This window comes from Hymenobacter cellulosivorans (assembly GCF_022919135.1).
Classification (GTDB): Bacteria; Bacteroidota; Bacteroidia; order Cytophagales; family Hymenobacteraceae; genus Hymenobacter; species Hymenobacter cellulosivorans.
On the sequence record NZ_CP095049.1, the window covers coordinates 2,038,818 to 2,055,696 of the forward strand.

Below are 16,879 nucleotides of genomic sequence, written 5' to 3' on the forward strand. Positions count from 1 at the left end.
AAGAGCATTTCAGCCGGCCACGCCCAGCACCTTACACAAGGCTGCCGTTCGGTTATCTACCTCCAGTTTAACATAGATGTTCTGCAAATGATTCTGCACCGTGCGGGGGCTGATGCTCAGGCACCGACTGATTTCCTTGTCGCTCAGGCCCTGGCGCAGGTAGCCCAGGAGTTCGGCTTCGCGGGGCGTTAAATGGTTCAGTAGAAGCGGGCTGTTGGGAGGTAGTGCAGGAGGAGAGGCTACAGTTTGAGCCTGTCGCACGGCCTGCTGGAAGTGGGGCACCAGCAGCGTGAGTAGGTAACGGTCGGCCTCGCTAAACTCCCGGCCAGCCCGGTTGAGGGTGCAGGTAATCCAGCCGTATTCCACCACGGGCAGCCCCACAATCAGTTCCCGCAGGGGCAGGCCGGTTGGTTGGTAAAACTCCTGATACAGCGTTGAATTGCGAAACTTCTGGGTTGGCCGAAAGTCACTGGTGCGCAAGGCTTCCGGACGCCGCTCTATAATAAGGCTCTGGAAGAGCGGATGCTCGGGCAACAACTGGCGCAGGGTTTCGAAGTCAGGCAGGGAAAACCGCTGGGCCGGGTAATACCCCAGGTTTACCATGCTGCTGGTCTGGTCGAAGCCGTCGATACTAACAATTTCGGCACTGAGGGCTGCGGCTGTGGCCTGGGCTAGTCGTGTAAACACCGGCCCGGCCTCAGTGGCATACACCAGCAGAATAGCCTGCTGCAGGCACTGCAGTTCCGCGGGGCGCAGATAGGTGGGAGAAAGAGCCATCAGAATAGCGGCAATACGAGACGTTAATGCAAAGCGGCAGGTTGATTGTGTACGAGCTAAACTACCAACCCGAGCATATAGTAACTAGGTAATATTACTCATTTATCCCGACTTGTCAGCGCGTAGCTTGCGGCAGCCCCCGAAAGTAGATTGGTAGTGTACATCATTATGTGATTGAAGTAGATACGCTTTCAGGCTACACTTGAAGGGACGAATACAGCCTGGTTTTTTCACCGACTGCCGCTTGGCTTTTCTGCTCTATGCGCCACTGCTACCCACTTGTGCTACTCCGTCTGCTGACCCTGCTCGTGCTGCTGGGTGGTGCCTGGGCGGCCGGGGCACAAACCCTGGCCACGCGGGTGTATACCCTGGCCGACGGGCTGCCGCAGAGCACGGTGTATGCTCTGGCCCAGGACGACCGGGGCCAGCTCTGGGCCGGTACCCAGGGCGGAGTGGGCTGGTTCGACGGCCACCGTTTCCAAAGCCTCGACACCCACCAGGGCCTGCCCGATAATCACGTCACGGCCTTGCTGCCCAGCTCCGGCCACCGCATGCGGCTAGGGCACTACTATGGGGCGTTATCAGAAGTTGACTCGGTCGGCAAGGTGCGGCTAATTGGGCCCCAGGGCTGGCGGGCCAAAGCGCCGATTCACCAGTTGCTGCCCGCTGCGAAGGGTGGCGTATGGGCGGTAACGTCCGGCGACGGGCTCTACCGGCTGCCGGGTACCAAGGGCGGGACGGGACAGCACTTCACCCGCGCCCAGGGCCTGCCGTGCGACACCCTTAACCAGGTGGCGGCGGGCCCCGGCGGGCAGCTCTGGCTGGCTACCCCCGACGGACTGGGCATACTCGATACCGTGGCAGGCCAAATCGTACCGGCTCCGGCCGTACTGGCCCGGCAGCGGCTTTATTCTATCTATCGGGTGTCGGCTAAGGCGTATTGGGTAGGCCTAGCGAATGGGTTGGGCGAATTGACGCAGACTGCGGCCGGCTGGCAGTTGCGCATTATCGGCGTGACGCAGGGGTTGTGCCCGGGGCCGGTGCTGCGGGTGCTGGCCGACCACCGGGGCCGGGTCTGGACGCTGGCGGCGGCGGGCATCTCGCGCTACGAGCCTCGTACCGGGCGGGCCGTGTCGTTTCCCCAAACCCATTTGCTCAGTGACCAAACCGGCAACAGCCTGCTCGAAGACCGGGAAGGCAACCTCTGGGCCGCTTTGGACGACGGGATTCTGCAACATATTGCCGACGAACGGTTTACCTTGTATGGAGCTGAGGAAGGCATGAGCGGCGGCACCGATGTGCAAGCCCTTGTGCCGATAAGCCCGGGCCTATACTGGGTAGCTACCCGCAACGGCCTGTGGGAACTGCGGCCCGGTGCCCCGGCCGGGCAGCGCCTGCGGCCCGGGTACCGGCGGCCGGGTGGGGCCGAGGCCAACTTTATTCGGGCCTTGTTCCGGGATAAGCAAGGTCGGGTGTGGCTTGGCAGCCGCGGGGCTGGCGCCGCCTTTTACGACCCGGCTACCGGGCAGTGGCAGGAATTGAATAAGGTTCCCGGTCTGGTACGGCAGAACGTGCGGCACTTCGCCCAGGACCGTCTCGGGCGGGTATGGGCCGTAACGGGCGGGGGCGGGGCCACCGTTATTCTGAACCCGACTACGGGCGAGTCGCGCACGTACGGTGCCACTTCTGGCCTGGGCTCCAATGAGTTCTGGGCCGCCTTCCAGGACCGGCAGGGCACGCTCTGGCTGGGCTCCGACGACCGGGGGCTGATTCGGGTGGAGCCCCAGGCTAACGGGGCCGACGAGTTTCAACGGGCTCCCGGGCAGCCCGCCCGCCTCAGCATTGGGCATATTACCGAAGACCCCCGCGGGCAGCTCTGGCTGGGCAGCATCGGCAGCGGACTGCTGCGCTACGACGGACAGCGCCTGCGCAGCTACGGTCCCGAGGTTGGGCTGCATTCCAACAACCCGTATTTCGCTGAAGCTGACGCTCAGGGCCGCATCTGGCTGGGTACCGAGCAAGGGTTGGAAGTATTCGACCCTACCACCCGGCGCACCACGCACTATGGATTGGCCGAAGGCTTTCTGGGACAAGAAACCAACCAGGGCGCCGTACTGATTGAGCCCGATGGGCAGGTGTGGGCCGGCACCATCAACGGGCTGATGCGCTACAACCCCGCCGGCGCCCGGCCCAACCAGGTGCCACCCCGCACCCGCATCAGTGGCACCCGGGTATTTATGCAGGATACGGTGCTGGCCGGCAGCTTTGAGCTGCCCTACGCCCTGAATCACCTGACGTTCGATTTCGTGGGCGTAAGCCTTACCAACCCGGCCAAGGTGCGCTACCAGTACCGGCTGGCGGGCTTTGATGCGCACTGGAGCCGGCCCGGCTCTACCACGTTTGCCACCTATACCAACCTGCCGCCTGGGCAGTACACCTTCGAGGTAAAGGCAGCCAACAACGACGGGGTATGGAACCCGGAACCGGCCCGCCTGAGCTTTACTATCGGGGCGCCGTGGTGGCGGTCCTGGGGCGCGTATGGGCTGTATCTGCTGATTCTGAGCGCTTCGTTCTACGCCGTGCGCCGCCAGACCCAGCGCCGGGAGCGGGAGCGGGCCCGGCAGCAGCTGGAGTACCTGGCCCTGACCCACCTGCAGGAAATGGACCGGGTCAAAACCGACTTTTTTACCAATATCAGCCACGAGTTGCGCACCCCGCTGACCCTCATTCTGGGGCCGGCTGAAGAACTGACCCAGGACCCGGCCGAGCCCGTGCGCCAGCAGGGGCAGCGAATTTTGGGCAATGCCCGCAAATTGCTTCACCTCATCAATCAGCTTCTGGATTTAAGCCGGTTGGAAGCCGGGGGCCTGGCCCTGCACCCCCAGCCGGGCGACGTGGCTGCGGCAGCCTCCACCTGGCTGGCCGCCTTTGAGGAGCTAGCCGCCGCCCGGCAAGTAGGGTTGCACCTGGCCGTGCCCGCCACACCCGTACCCTTGGTGTTCGACGCAGCCCGGCTGGAGGAAGTGGTGACCAACCTGCTGGCCAATGCCCTGCGCTTCACGCCCGCCGGGGGCCATGTGACCCTGGCCGTGCGCGACGAGCCCGCCTCGGCCGCCGTGCCCGGCGGTGCGGTAGTACTCAGCGTGCAGGATACCGGCGTGGGGATTCAGCCCGAACACCTGCCCCATCTTTTCGACCGGTTTTACCAGGTCCCGGGCACGGCGGCAGCTGCTACGGGTTCGGGCGTGGGTCTGGCGCTGGTGAAAGAGCTGACCGAGCGCCACGGCGGCACGGTGCAGGTCCTGAGTACGCCCGGGGCCGGCACGACCTTCGTGGTGCGTCTGCCGCGGCAGTTCATGTCCGAAAAAGCCGGCTTGCCAAGTGCGCCCGAAGTCAAACACGAGGATGAGGTGCAACTGGCTGCAGCAGTGACGCTACAGGCAGAAACCGCGCCTGCGGCCACCGAAGCGCCCAGCGAAACAGAGGCCGAGGTCGTGCTGGTCGTGGATGATAGTGCCGAGGTGCGGGAGTTTGTGCAAGCGGCGCTGGCCTCGGAAGGCTACCGGATTGTTATGGCAGCCTCGGGCCCCGAGGCCGCGCAGCTGGCTGCCAGCCTCGTGCCTAGTCTGGTCGTATCGGATGTCATGATGCCGCCCGGCTTCGACGGGTTTGAGCTTTGTCGCCAACTCAAAACGGCTGTGACGACCAGCCATATTCCCGTGGTGCTGCTTACGGCCCGTGCTACGGCCACCGACCGAATCGAAGGCCTCGAAACCGGGGCCGATGCGTATCTGACCAAGCCATTTGCCCCGCGGGAACTGCGCGCCCAGGTGCGCAACCTGCTGGCTTTGCGCCGCCGCGTAGGTCCGGAATTAGCTGCCCCGGAACCCAGCGCGCCCGAGTCGTTCCGGGCTTATGCGGCGGCCGTAGCGGCCCTGCCGTCCCTGGACCAGACCTTCCTGACCAAAGTGGAAGAAGCCGTGGAGCAACATCTCGACAATGGAGAGTTTAGTGTGGAAATGCTCAGTGAGGAAGTGGCGCTGAGTCGGGCCCAGCTCCACCGCAAGCTTAAGGCCCTCACTGGCCAAGCCCCCAGCGACTTTATTCGCAGCCTGCGCCTGCGGCGGGCTCACGTGCTGCTGGCCGCCCGCGCCGGCTCGGTGTCCGAAATTGCCTACCAAGTGGGCTTCAACTCGCCCGCCCACTTCAGCACCAGCTTCAGCAAGCAGTTCGGGTACGCCCCCAGCGAAGTGCCGGTAATGTGCTGAAGTGCTGAGGTGAAAACTCGTGTCCTTGCGAGGCGCAGCCGAAGCTGTCCTTTGCGAAGCTAGTCCCGCTCTTCTACCAAAAAGCCCTGGCCTACACGCCGTAGGAAGGGGCTTTTCATATTAAAGGGCTTGTTGAAGGGCTTAGCGCATTTCAGAGGCCGGATGGCTTCGTTCCTCGCAAGGACACACGTTCAGCCTTAGCACGTCAGCACATGCATACATGAAGAATTAGTGCCTTAATGAGTTTGCGACCTGCGTGAAAGGGTTTGACGGGGCATCCGGCCTCCTTTGCAGCACCTATTGACCTTAACTGCTGGTGCTATGCAAACCCTGGCTCTGCCCGCCCGTCGCCTGGGGCCGCCTGATGAAGAATGGGCCGCCGTGCTGCTCACGGAGGCTTACGCGGCCGACCCCGCCTACCAAACCCTCTGGGGCCCCGACGTTTTTGAGCCGCTGCTGATGTGGATGCAGCTGCTGGTACGCTACGGGCTGCGTGAAGGCTGCCTCTATACCAGCCCTGGGGAGCACGCCGTGGCCTTATGGCTACCCGACAAAGCCGTGCCGCTTTCCTGGGGGCAACTGCTGCGGGGCGGGCAATTGTCGCTGCTCTTGAAGCTGGGCGGCCTCACCCTGCAGCAACTCCTGCGCTGGCAGCACACCCAGGATGCCTGGCGCTACCAAGCCCTGCCCGTAGCTCACCATTACCTGCTGGCCCTGGGGGTACGGCCGGCCGAGCGGGGCAGGGGAGAAGGGCGCAATCTGTTGCGGGCCTCGGTGGCTGCGGTGGGCGGGCGGTATCTGCCTTGCTTCGGGCAGGCCAGCACCTTATCGGCCGTGTATTTCGGCCAACGCCTGGGCTTTGAGGTGGTGGCCTTTGCCGAACAGCCGGCCCTGAATTCTCTGGACCGGCTGCCCGTACCGAGCTGGGCTATGGTGCGCCCGGCCGCAGCCATTTGATTTCGTCGCAAACCCTTCTGAAACGGAGCTAACGGCCTTTTCTGCGACTTGCACGCATGCCTTTGCGACCTGCGTGAATGCCCACCGGCCTAGTCTGACCGTCCTTTGAGGCTCTTTCCAGTGCCAAAGCTTCTTCTAATTATACCACGCCAACCCTTTCTGCAAACCATGAAAACAATATTCGCTCCCGTTGCCTCATTCCGCGTTCTGCTACTGAGCTCCCTGGTCGGATTAGCTGCCTGCGACAGCAACGCCAAGGAAGATCCAGCGCCGGACCCCACCGCTACTAACGCCAACGTCAACGAGGTGCACTGGAAAATCAACGGCACCGAGTACGTTGGCCGCGACATTGCCCAGGTGCAGGCCCACTACCGGCCCACCACGGCCGACAACCTTCCTGCCACGGCCAAAGACATGCTTATCCTGGCCAACGACAACAAGAATTGCCAGGTAACGGTGCTCATAACCAACTTCACCGGGGTCGGTACTTACAATCTGACGGCCACCAATGGCATGATTGGCGGCTTCACCCAGCTAACCGGCTCGAAGGATACTTACAGCTCACAGTGGTCGGCCAAGGCGCCGGCCGGGCAGTTTATCGTGACGGAGTTTGACGCTGCCAAGCTGACCCTGAAAGGCACTTTCAGCTTTAATGCCCGGGTGCGGATTTCCAGCGGCGTGTATGGCGCTGAGCAGGACGTGACCAATGGCTCATTCGACATCAAAAAGGTCATTAAATACTAGCTGGCCGCCCGGCTAGTCGCCTTTTTCGATGAAAACTTTCGGTTGTTTTTGCCGCCCCATGGGTTGGGGCATGGGGGGGCTATGCTTGCTGGCCAGTCCTGTGGCCCTGGGGCAGGACCTTGCCGCGCTGCCCCAGCAGAAGCCCTTCACGGTAACCGGCTCCGTGGACGTGCGCACAATTTTCTACCAGGCCCGGGGCATTTCGGCCCGCCGCCAGCCCTTTTCCTACGTGCTCAGCGGCTCGCCCACATTGAACATTTACGGGCTGGCCGTGCCCCTGAGCTTTACGCTGAGTGAGCAGGACCGGCAGTTTCGTCAGCCCTTCAACCAGTTTGGCCTGAGTCCGACCTACAAGTGGGTGACGCTGCACGGCGGCTACCGTAATCTGACTTATTCGCCCTTCACCCTGGCCGGCCACACCGTGCTGGGCGCGGGCCTGGAGCTGACCCCGGGCAAGTTCCGCTTCGGCTTCATCACCGGCCGCCTGAGCCGGGCCACCACCGTGGACCCGGTGAGCGGGGCGCTGACGCCGTTTTCGTTTTCGCGCCGCGGCGTGGCGGGCCACATCGGGGTGGGCTCCGAGAAAAGCTTCCTTGACCTGAGCTTTGTGCGGGCCCGCGACGACAGCAGCAGCGTAAGCCGAGCCACCCGCCAGGAGGCCAGCAAAACCAGCGCCGTGAATACTGCCGTGTTGCCCGCCGAAAACGTGGTGCTGGGGCTGAGCGGCAAGCTGAGCTTTGCCAAAAACTGGCTGGTGGAAGCTGACGGGGGGCTGAGCGTATATACTCGCAACCAGGGCAGCAGGCTGAAAGTCGAAGACGCGCTGCCGACGGCGGTTTCCAACTCCCTGGGCAGGCTCATCACCCTGAACGGCTCGACGGAAACCTACTCGGCCTGGCAGGCGGCGGCAGGCTACCAGAAAAACGGCAACGGGCTGAAAGTGCGTTACCGCCGCGTGGCCCCAGGCTACCAGAGTATGGGCGCCTACTACTTCCAGGACGACGTGGAAAACCTGACCCTGGTGCCCAGCTTCGTTCTGCTTAAGCAGCACCTGCGCTTCAATGGTAGCCTGGGCGTGCAGCAGGACAACCTGCGGCGGCAAAAGCAGCTGACGAGCCGGCGCTTTATTGCCTCGGCCACGGCCACCGTCGACTTCACCGAGCGCCTGGGCGTGGACTTGGGTTACTCCAACTTCAGCACCGACCAGCAGCCCGGCGCCGTGCAGGTGTCCGACACGTTTCGGCTGGCCCAAACCCAGCAGAGCGTTTCGGTGGCCCCGCGCTACACCTACGCCGGCGAAACCTGGGGCCACACCGTGCTGCTGAGCCTGGACCGCGCCACCCTGCGCGACCAGGGCCCCGGCGGACTGGGCCGCCTCGGCGACTTCACCTCCCTCAACGCCTTTCTGACTTACCAGCTCACCTGGGTGCCGCGCCGCTTTACGGTGGGCGCTACCTACAACTTCACCCGCCTGGAGCTGGCCCAGGGCAACGACGGCAACCGCGGCCTGCAACTCACCGCCGACCAAAGCTTCGGCCCGAAGGGTGACTTCCGGGTGGGGCTGCGCGGCTCCTGGCTGCGGGGGCTGCGGGTGGGGCAGGAAAGCAAGTTGCTCGGCGGCGGACTGCGCATCTCGTACCGCGCCGGCAAGCACCACACTTTCCGCACCGATGTGGCTTTCACCGGCAACTACCCCGACTCCGAAACGCCCCAGCTCCGCCGCTACTCCGAGTCGCGGGGCGAGGTGGGCTACACCTTCTCGCTCTGATTTGCCCTTATCCTGATCTGCTGACCCTTCTTTCCCGGAATCCCTGCTATGAACGTTCTGCTACCCTTTTTTCTGCTTTGGCGCCGACTGACGGTACTCGTATTCGCCCTGGCGCTGAGCCTCGGTCTGCTCGGTATGCGCGGTGCGGCCCGGGCCCAGTCGGCCAACGACGTGCGCATCACCGTGCTGGTGTTGCCGCCCTATTCCACTCACTTATCCGACTACGTCGACCAGCCTAATCGGCTCGTCGTCACGCTCTCGAACCTGACCCGCAGCCCGGTGAGTCTGCAGTTGGCCGGTTCGCTCACCGGCGACAATGGGGTGCGGGTGCAAACCAGCGCCCAGGCCCGCTCGCCGCGCCCGGTTCAGCTGCTGGGGCTGCAAACCCGCACGCTGGACCGGGACGAGCTGGGGCAATTATTCGACGAAAATCAGCTGACCTACAGCGGCGTGACAGCCCAGCAGATGGTGCGCGGTAACGGCCTGCCCGAGGGCAGCTACACGCTCTGCGTCCGGGCCCTCGACTACGCCACCCGGCAGCCCCGCTCGGCCGAAAACCCCTTGGGCTGCAGCCGCTCTTTCCTGCTGCGCAGCCTAGAACCACCCATTATCGTGCGGCCCACGCCGGATGAAGTTGTTAAAACCCAGAGTCCGCAGAACATCCTTTTTACCTGGACCCGGCCGGCCGGGGCCCCCGTGAGCACCGAGTACGAACTGCGCCTCGTGGAAATGTCGGACCCCAAGCGCAACCCCAACGACGCCTTTCTGACCGGCACTACCCCAGCGTTGTTTGAGCGCACGGTAAGCCCGGCCACGACCTTGCTCTACGGCCCCGCCGACCCGGCCCTGATTCCGGGCCGACGCTACGCCTTTGCCGTCACGGCCCGCGACCCGCAAGGCCGCGCCGTGTTCCGCAACAACGGCCGCTCCGAGGTCAGCACCTTCGTGTACGGAGCCGCCACGAAGTATTCCGACAGCAACTCGGGCGTGGTCGTAACGCCGCCGGTGAAAGTGCCCGGCCTCGACAAAGGCCCAACCAAAGTAGCCGCGCCGTCCGTCAAAAACACCGGACCGGCCGTAAATCCGGCAGCGTATCAGCCGGTGTTTTACACGACCATTATAAACACCCGGATTGTCGGTTTTTTCCCCGACGACCCCCAGCAGAAAACGCACCTGTTTGCCAATAAGCCGGTCAAGCTCGTCATCGATTACGAGGCTATTTATGCCGACGGCTCGAAGTACAGCAACGAGGCCGCCGCCCGCCGTATGCCCGACTACCACAAGGTGCTGGCTACCGGCACCACCGACCCCAGCGGCAACCTGCAATTGGCTTACATAACCCAGGTCAGCTACCGGACCACGGCCGACACCACGTTTGCCGTCAATAGCGCCGAAGTGCCGACCATGTTTCACGGCCGGCTGCGGCGCGGGGTGCGCATTTTGGTCAACGATAAGTACTACACCAGCCCCGACCAGATTTTCCGGCCCCCCACGGGCGCCAACGTGGCCTTTACGCTCGAACAGCAGCGGGCCGGGGTGCGGTCCGTAAGCTTGAACGTGCGCCTGCAGCCCCGGCAGTTCGACCAGTTTGAAGTCCAGGAAAACGGCCAGGCCAAGCAGGACCCGCTGCTGAACGTGGCCGTGTACGTGCTACGCAAGTGGAAGCCCACCGCCTTTCCGCCCGAGGGCAACGCCCCCGATATGGCCTCGCCGCTGCAGGGCTACGTGGTAGTATCCAAGGCAGTGACCGATAAGCTGACGACCATCGACGGGGTGAAGTATGCTACGGCCACGTTCAACATGCTGCTGCCGGGCCTCAACCCCAGCACGCCCTACTACCTCTACGCCGACGTGCGAAGCGAGGCCCTGGGCGACAACCGCACGGTGGCCTACACCTGCAAGGCCTTGCCCTGGAGCATCGGCAACGAACCCAGCCCCGATGTCACCCCCGGCTCGTACTACGGCAAGAAAGTGGAAGGTGCCCAGCGCGACCTGTACAGCCTGCAAAACCCCTGGATAGTGGGCAACGCGCAGTGGAATCTGAAAAGCGCCGTGGACGTGGCCAATCTCGGTCTGGAGCCCGCCGCGCCCCGTATTGTAGGCAATACCTACCGGGGCGAAAACGCCAGCAAAGTGCTGCCTAAAGCGTCTGTCATGCTCATGCGCCTCAACCCAGACTGGAGCAGCGGAGTCGAACGGTTTGCCATTTCCCGGGAGAAAGACGGGTTCTTCTATTTGCCCAAAGTGTATCCCGACGTAAACGCCGCCGGCAAAATTACGGGCCCCAATACACGGTGGGTGACGCTGAAAAAGGACGGCTATGCCCCCCTGGTAACGCCCACGCTCAACAACGGCCAGCCCCTGGCCTACGGGCAGCAGCTCGATTTAGGCAAAATGCTCTTAAAGCCCGCCGGCCGGGTGAAGGGCGAAATTGTAGGCGACGTGGTGCCCGAATTCGTGAACATCAGCGGGGTCGAAACGCCGGGCAAAGGCAAGAAAAAGGGCCAGACCATCCAGGTAACCAATGCGAAAGGCTCCGTGCTGACGCCGCCGGCCCGGGTGTGGGTAGGCGAGGGGCTGGAGCAGGTGCTCAACAAGCCCAAAACCGAAAGCCCTGGCCCGCGCAACTTCGATGTGGTGGCACCCACCGGCAAGCAGATGCTGCACGTGGAGCCTTACGACCCCAACTATTTCACCACCGACACGCTTATCAACGTCACCGACGACAAGTTCGACGTGGGCCGGGTCCGCCTCGTGCACAAGCTCCACCGCCTACGCATCATCGTGTATGAGTCCGACAAGAAAGGGCCCAGTGCCGCCTCGGTAGGCGGTATTCAACCCATCGGGCAGGGTGCCAGTGCTACTTCCTACGCCTCCTCGAATGGTTCGGGCACCAAGGGCAGCGGCCCGGTCGCCACAACTACCACGACCGTCGGCACTGCCGGGGCGTGAGTGGCGGTAATTTCCAGGGCAATGCAGGCAACATGAGCAACGCCCTGAACGGCACGGGCGTCAACTCAGCTACCGTCAATCAACTAGCGGCCAGTATTCTGCCCGGCTGGGGTACGGCTATCAAGAACGTGAAAGTGGAAGTGCTGGCCCTGAGTGAGCCGGCCGAGGCCACCACCAACCAGGGCGGTAGTGCTACGCTGCGCTTTGCTTCCAGCGGCACCAAGTTCACCGTCCGCCTCACGCCCCTGGACGGCACCTACCAGGCCCGGGAAGTGACACTGGTGAACAACGTTTCCCGCCAGGACAGCGTCTACCACCTGGCCCTAGAGCCGGCCCTGGTCGTGCGCGGACAGGTGCGCCTAGGCAAGCAGCCCATAGCCGGCGCCCGGGTGTTCGTCGACTGGTCGGGATTGAAAGTAGAAACTTTCTCCGACGCCAACGGCAACTATGTGCTAGGCGGTATACCGGCCAAGCAGCCCCTCACCCTGCGGGCTACCCGCAGCGGCAGCAGCTACGTGGGTGCCGAGCTCAAGCGCACCTTCACCGCCCCCACCGACGGCGTCGATTTGCTCATTACTCAGTACAACAAGCTCGATTTGAGCCAGCTGCTAGGCGTGCCGGTGGAAGTGGAAACCCTGGAAGACAAGGGCGGCGTAGTCAGCATCACCGGGGCCTTCATGCGGCTGCGCGGCACCGCCGGCCTGGCTCTGGCCGATACTGCCCTGCGCCTGCCCTTCGGCTCGGTAGCGGTGAAAGGTGGCCCCAGCAAAAACGCCAACGGCATTCCTTACATGGTGCCGGCCTCCGGCAACAGCATAACCAGCAGCGTGACCAAGGCCGAAGTCGTCGTCAACGGCAAGCTCCCGGGCTTCCTGGCTAAGTCCGACGGCCTGCGCGTAGTGGGCGGTACTGGCGGGCAGCCCGGTGCGGTGCGCGGGGCGGTGTATCTGCCCGTGACGCAGTTCAAGGACCAGAGTATCCATTTCGGCGCTACCGACAAGGTGTACCTTGCTCACCCCACGGCCCCGGCCAATGAGCGTTTGGCTTACGCAGCCCTGGTGCCCGCCGGCGTGGAAGCTACGCCCGCCCCGCGCTGGCAGCCCGTGACCAGTGACAACAAGGCTCTGACCTACAAGCTCTATAACTTCCCCGCCGAAGCAACTCCGGCCGCCTCGGCCCTGGGCCACGACACGCTCCGGCTGGCTACCACGCTGCATCCGCAGCCGGCCGGCCTGGCTACTGCGCTCAGCGTGAATGTGGGCGTGGTCAGTGCCCTGCCGGGCAAAGTGCTGCCCGTCTCGGGTACGGCCAAGCTGAGTTTACCCCTGGAAAGCTGGACTCTGGAATCGAGCAAGTTTACGCTTAGCAAAAACCAGGGTCTTTACCTGCAAAGCGGTACGCTCCACCTCGGGGCCGTAACCGATGCCAGCCGTGACGTCGCCTTCGAAGACCTGACCATTCTGCCCAGCAGCCTCAGCCAGGCCCAGTTCAATCTGAGTAGCCTCAAGCTCGGCGGCATTGGTACGCTTACGGTGGCCAAGGAAGCCAAGGCCCTGCTGGCCTTCGACGCGGGCCAGAAGCACTGGAGCCTCGACGTGCTGCGGCCCGACCAAACCGGCGCGGCCGTGGCCTCGCTCAGCGGCCTGCCCGACGCGGTAGGAGCCGTGGATTTGCGCCTGCTGACCTTCTTCGCCAACCAAACCCAGGCCGCCCAGCTCATCGACAACAGCCCGGCCCTGACCCTGAACCAGGTCGTGAGCTTCCGGCCCGTGACGATGGTGGTCGGGGCCGACAACCTGCAGCTCGGCGGTACCATCAACCTCAACATCCCGCAGCTGGGCGAGCAGGACGGCAAGCTGAGCATCGTGCGCGAAAACCAGCAGCCCAAGCTCGTGGTGACCATGCCCGATATGCAGTTCCAGACCGGCCCGCTCATCGTGAAATTGCCTGGCCTAAACTACCAGCGCCTGGCCACCGGCGGCGTCAGCTTCGAGGGCACAGCCGAGGAGCCCGGCGTGGTCAAGTTCAACGTGAAGCTCTTCCACACCCCCGATTCCACGGCCATCGGCCTGCGGCCCCAGCAGAAGTTTGAGCTGGCCCAGGGCGGCGGCTACCTCGACAACGTGCGCGGCTGGATGCGGCCCAGCGGCGGCCAGTGGCCCCTGCTGACCTTCGGCGGCGACGTGAAAAATGCCAACGGCCTGAGCGGGGTGCTGTCCTTGTCGGTGCACGGAGATATTATGTCCGACAACCAGCAAGTAACGGTGAAAAACGTGCCCACGCCCTTCGGCGACATGAAACTCACCTTCGACATTCCGAAAAAGCGCCTGGTGGGAGAGCTGCCGTTTGAAAAAGACATGGGCGGGGGCACCAAGGTCACGGGCACAGCCAACCTGCTGGCTGACCCCACCGGCTGGCTGATGCTCTCGGCCGGCGCCATGGAGAAAACCAACCCCTCGATGAAGGGCGCGGCTATGCTGGTGGTGGGCAGCCACGCCCTGGAGCCCGAAATTCAGGAGCAGTTCCAGAAGTTTTCCTACTTCTATAAGACCAAAGGGGTAATGCCACCTTCCTTCCCCAAAACAGTCGATGGCTTCTACTTCGAGGGGGAAATCGGGATGCCCGTGCCCATCATTCCCAGCTTCGACGTGGACCTGATTGTCATATCGGGCAAGCTCGAATCTATCATGGGCGGCGACATGCGCATGGGCATGAACTTCAGCAACGGCACTGAGTTTGGTATCGGCCAGAGCGTGTTCCTCGACGTGAAGGCCGGCGTCGGCGGCACCGTGGTGCTGGTGTGCGGTGGGGTAGAGGCCGGGGTGCACGCCGACATGAGTGCCGACGGCAAAGTGAACGTGAGTACCGGCGACTGGAGCATTGCCGGCGACGCCTCCGTCAAGCTCACCGGCACGGCCTACGGCGGCTACGGCGTCTGCGACTCCGACTGCTCCTGGTTTACCTGCGACAAGCACGAGAAAAGCGTGGACCTGACCGTCGGTGCCAAAATCGGGGTCAGCAATGCCGGGACCAATTATTCTGTCTACCTCAAATAACGGCCACCATGCAGTTGCTCAACAATCAAGTGAAAACTACCGCCCGGCTGGCTTCGACCGTGCTGATGGTAGCCTCAATTGTTCAGGCCCAGGCTCAAACCCAGCCCGCGCCGGCCGTGGGCGGGGGGCGGGGAATCTTCGTGTACTCGCCCAGGCCCCAGGCCGCTGGCACCTGGAGCGGCGCGGCAGCCACCAGCATCCTGGTCGAGCGGCGGGCTGCCAGCGGCACGGCGTTTACGCCGGTGGCCCAGCTCTCGGCCCCGGCCACGGCGGCCGAGTTTGAAGCCCGGGTGCTGGCTTTCAACCGCCGCCTGACTATTCCGCTGACCGGCCTCGAAGGTGCGCTAGTGCAAAAGCTGGCCCGCATTTGGGAACGAACCCACCGCCTCGACAGTCTGCGCGCTTACAGCCAGCTGATGCCCGTGCAGCAGGCTGCCGGGTTGGTGTTGCTCGACAGCACGGCCCAGCGCGGCACCCCGTACGTGTACCGCATCACGGCCCAGCGTGCCGGTGCTCCGGTAGGGGCCGCGGCTCAGAGTGCGGCCGTCAGCTGGCCGGGCAAGCCGACTGGGGGTAATTTGAAAAAGCTGCCAACGGTGGCCGAAGAAAGCCGCATTATTCCGCGGTGGCGGCAGCTGGAAGGGCAGCAGCGGGCCGTGTACGTGCAGTTGCGCCGCCAGGACGACGCCCGCGGGGAGTGGAAAAGTGCCGCCGCCCCACTTACGCTGGAATCATTTCAGAAGGCCCTGGCCCTGGTGGCCTACGACCAGGCGGTGCAGCCGGTGCACGCCTACCGCTACACCCTGCGCACCCTCGACCAGCACGAGAATCCCGGCCCTGCCGCCGATACCATCCTGGCCGCCGCCTACAAATTCCTCGACGCGGCCGTACTGCGCGACTTCCGGGCTCAGGCCCAGCAGGCCGGTCCCGCCACCGAGCCCGGCATCCGCCTAAGCTGGCGCCTGCCTGACGCCAACAAGCTCCGTTCGGTGCGCATCTTCCGTAGCACGCTGCTCGATAAAGACTTTAAGCTACTGGCCGAAGTCACGCCCACCGAAGCCGGCTACCTCGACGCCACGGCTGAGCCCATGCAGAAGTATTACTACTACGTGCAGCCCACCGGGCTTTTGCAGGAGCCAGGCGTACCCAGCAGCAAGTCCTTTGCTTTGTTTGAGGACCAGCGCCCCCCACTACCGCCCCACGAGGTGCGCGCCGCTACGGTGCCCGGCGGAATCCACCTGCGCTGGCTGCCCGGCGACAAATTCACCAAGGGCTACTACGTGTACCGCGCCGCCGGCCCCGAGGCCAAGCTTACTCTCGTCGGGGCCCTGCGCCTCCACCAGGCAAAAGCCGCCGAGCAGGTTTTCGTTGACAGCAGCCGCACCTTGCAGCCCGCCGTACGCTACCGCTACGCCGTGCAAGCCGAGAATTCCAGCCACCGCCCCAGCATCTTGTCCGACACGGTAGAAGCTACGGCGGGGGTAAAGCACCCCGTAGCTACGGCCCCGCACGCGCTGGCGCCCGTAGCAGGGGCTGAAGGCCAGTGGGAAAACGGCCTCCCCATGGTGCGCTGGCAAGCCTCACCAGAAGCGGCTTTCTACGAGGTAAGCCGCCGCACTCAGAACCAAACGCAGTTTCAGCGCCTGCCGCTGGGGCCGCGCCTGCCCGGCTCCCGCACCGAGCGGCGTCCGTTGGCCCAACCTGCTTTCCGCGACTCCACCGCCCGCCCCGGCCAGAGCTACGACTACGAAATCGTGGCCTTGGATGAGCAAGGTCGCCGCAGTGCTCCGGCCCGCCTGAGTTTGCCAGCGGCGGAAGCCACGCTCGCACCAGCCACGCTTACGGCCGCGGCAGTGGGCAAAACCGTGGAGCTGCGCTGGGCTGCATCGGGCTCCGCCGCCCCGCAGTACCGGGTGTACCGGTACGAGCCGGGCGCCAAACCCCAGGCAGTGGCTACCGTGGCCGCCCGCCCCGCTACCTACCGCGACGCTACCGTGCAGTCCCGGCGCACTTACTTCTACTACGTGGCCAGCCTCGATGCTCAGCGCCGGGAGGCGGAGCGCAGTGAGCCCATCGGCGTGCGCGTTCCTTAAATGAGCTGAAGCTGCCGCTCTCCAAGAGGACTTTCATGTCCGTGGTTGAGAGTTACAGTAGCAAGCTTTTACGTTAGGTATGCGCTATCGGAAGTTATTGTGCTTTGTATACAAGATCTAGGCTAGTTCGGTATACATGGCTAGATAAATAGATGATTAGCATACAAGAAGTACGTGTCTTTGGTATACGAAATTCCATGCAAAGACTACTTGTATACAACTTGCTCTGCCGTTAGCTGGCCCTGAAAAGCTTGCCGCTCTGCC

8 protein-coding genes are annotated in these 16,879 nt (G+C 63.6%); 7 read left to right on the top strand and 1 reads right to left on the bottom strand.

Features of this window, described 5'->3' with window-relative positions:
* Positions 1-9: 9 nt before the first annotated feature.
* Entirely contained in the window at positions 10-777 is a 768-nt protein-coding gene (locus MUN80_RS08790) for a helix-turn-helix transcriptional regulator (protein ID WP_244722424.1), read from the bottom strand.
* Positions 778-1,058: 281 nt separating this feature from the next.
* Between MUN80_RS08790 and MUN80_RS08795 the strand changes: the two genes are divergently transcribed.
* The 7 genes from MUN80_RS08795 (at position 1,059) to MUN80_RS08825 (ending at position 16,615) form a co-directional block, all read left to right on the top strand.
* The gene (locus tag MUN80_RS08795; RefSeq protein WP_244722427.1) at positions 1,059-5,045 is read left to right on the top strand and encodes a two-component regulator propeller domain-containing protein; all 3,987 of its coding nucleotides are present in this window, start codon (positions 1,059-1,061) and stop codon (positions 5,043-5,045) included.
* 321 nt (positions 5,046-5,366) lie between these two features.
* Positions 5,367-6,002, top strand: coding sequence for a GNAT family N-acetyltransferase (locus MUN80_RS08800; RefSeq protein ID WP_244722430.1), 636 nt, complete (start codon positions 5,367-5,369; stop codon positions 6,000-6,002).
* Between the two features lie 168 nt (positions 6,003-6,170).
* On the top strand, positions 6,171-6,746 hold the full coding sequence (locus MUN80_RS08805) for a Riean_0653 family protein (protein WP_244722433.1): 576 nt from the start codon (positions 6,171-6,173) through the stop codon (positions 6,744-6,746).
* Positions 6,747-6,831: 85 nt separating this feature from the next.
* Positions 6,832-8,514, top strand: coding sequence for a hypothetical protein (locus MUN80_RS08810; RefSeq protein WP_244722435.1), 1,683 nt, complete (start codon positions 6,832-6,834; stop codon positions 8,512-8,514).
* Positions 8,515-8,562: 48 nt separating this feature from the next.
* Complete coding sequence (locus MUN80_RS08815) at positions 8,563-11,466, top strand: hypothetical protein (protein WP_244722438.1); 2,904 nt, start codon at positions 8,563-8,565, stop codon at positions 11,464-11,466.
* A 32-nt stretch (positions 11,467-11,498) separates the two neighbouring features.
* Positions 11,499-14,522: a carboxypeptidase-like regulatory domain-containing protein gene (locus MUN80_RS08820; protein ID WP_244722441.1), complete on the top strand. Its 3,024-nt coding sequence runs from the start codon at positions 11,499-11,501 to the stop codon at positions 14,520-14,522.
* A 29-nt stretch (positions 14,523-14,551) separates the two neighbouring features.
* Positions 14,552-16,615 carry a fibronectin type III domain-containing protein gene (locus MUN80_RS08825; RefSeq protein ID WP_244722443.1) on the top strand — a complete coding sequence of 688 codons (2,064 nt, stop codon included), beginning with the start codon at positions 14,552-14,554 and terminating at the stop codon, positions 16,613-16,615.
* Positions 16,616-16,879 lie beyond the last annotated feature (264 nt).

Coding starts and splice junctions, on each gene's coding strand:
- MUN80_RS08820 (WP_244722441.1), top strand. CDS start 11,499: ATGAGCAACGCCCTGAACGGCACGGGCGTCAACTCAGCTACCGTCAAT.
- MUN80_RS08805 (WP_244722433.1), top strand. CDS start 6,171: ATGAAAACAATATTCGCTCCCGTTGCCTCATTCCGCGTTCTGCTACTG.
- MUN80_RS08800 (WP_244722430.1), top strand. CDS start 5,367: ATGCAAACCCTGGCTCTGCCCGCCCGTCGCCTGGGGCCGCCTGATGAA.
- MUN80_RS08790 (WP_244722424.1), bottom strand. CDS start 777: ATGGCTCTTTCTCCCACCTATCTGCGCCCCGCGGAACTGCAGTGCCTG.
- MUN80_RS08815 (WP_244722438.1), top strand. CDS start 8,563: ATGAACGTTCTGCTACCCTTTTTTCTGCTTTGGCGCCGACTGACGGTA.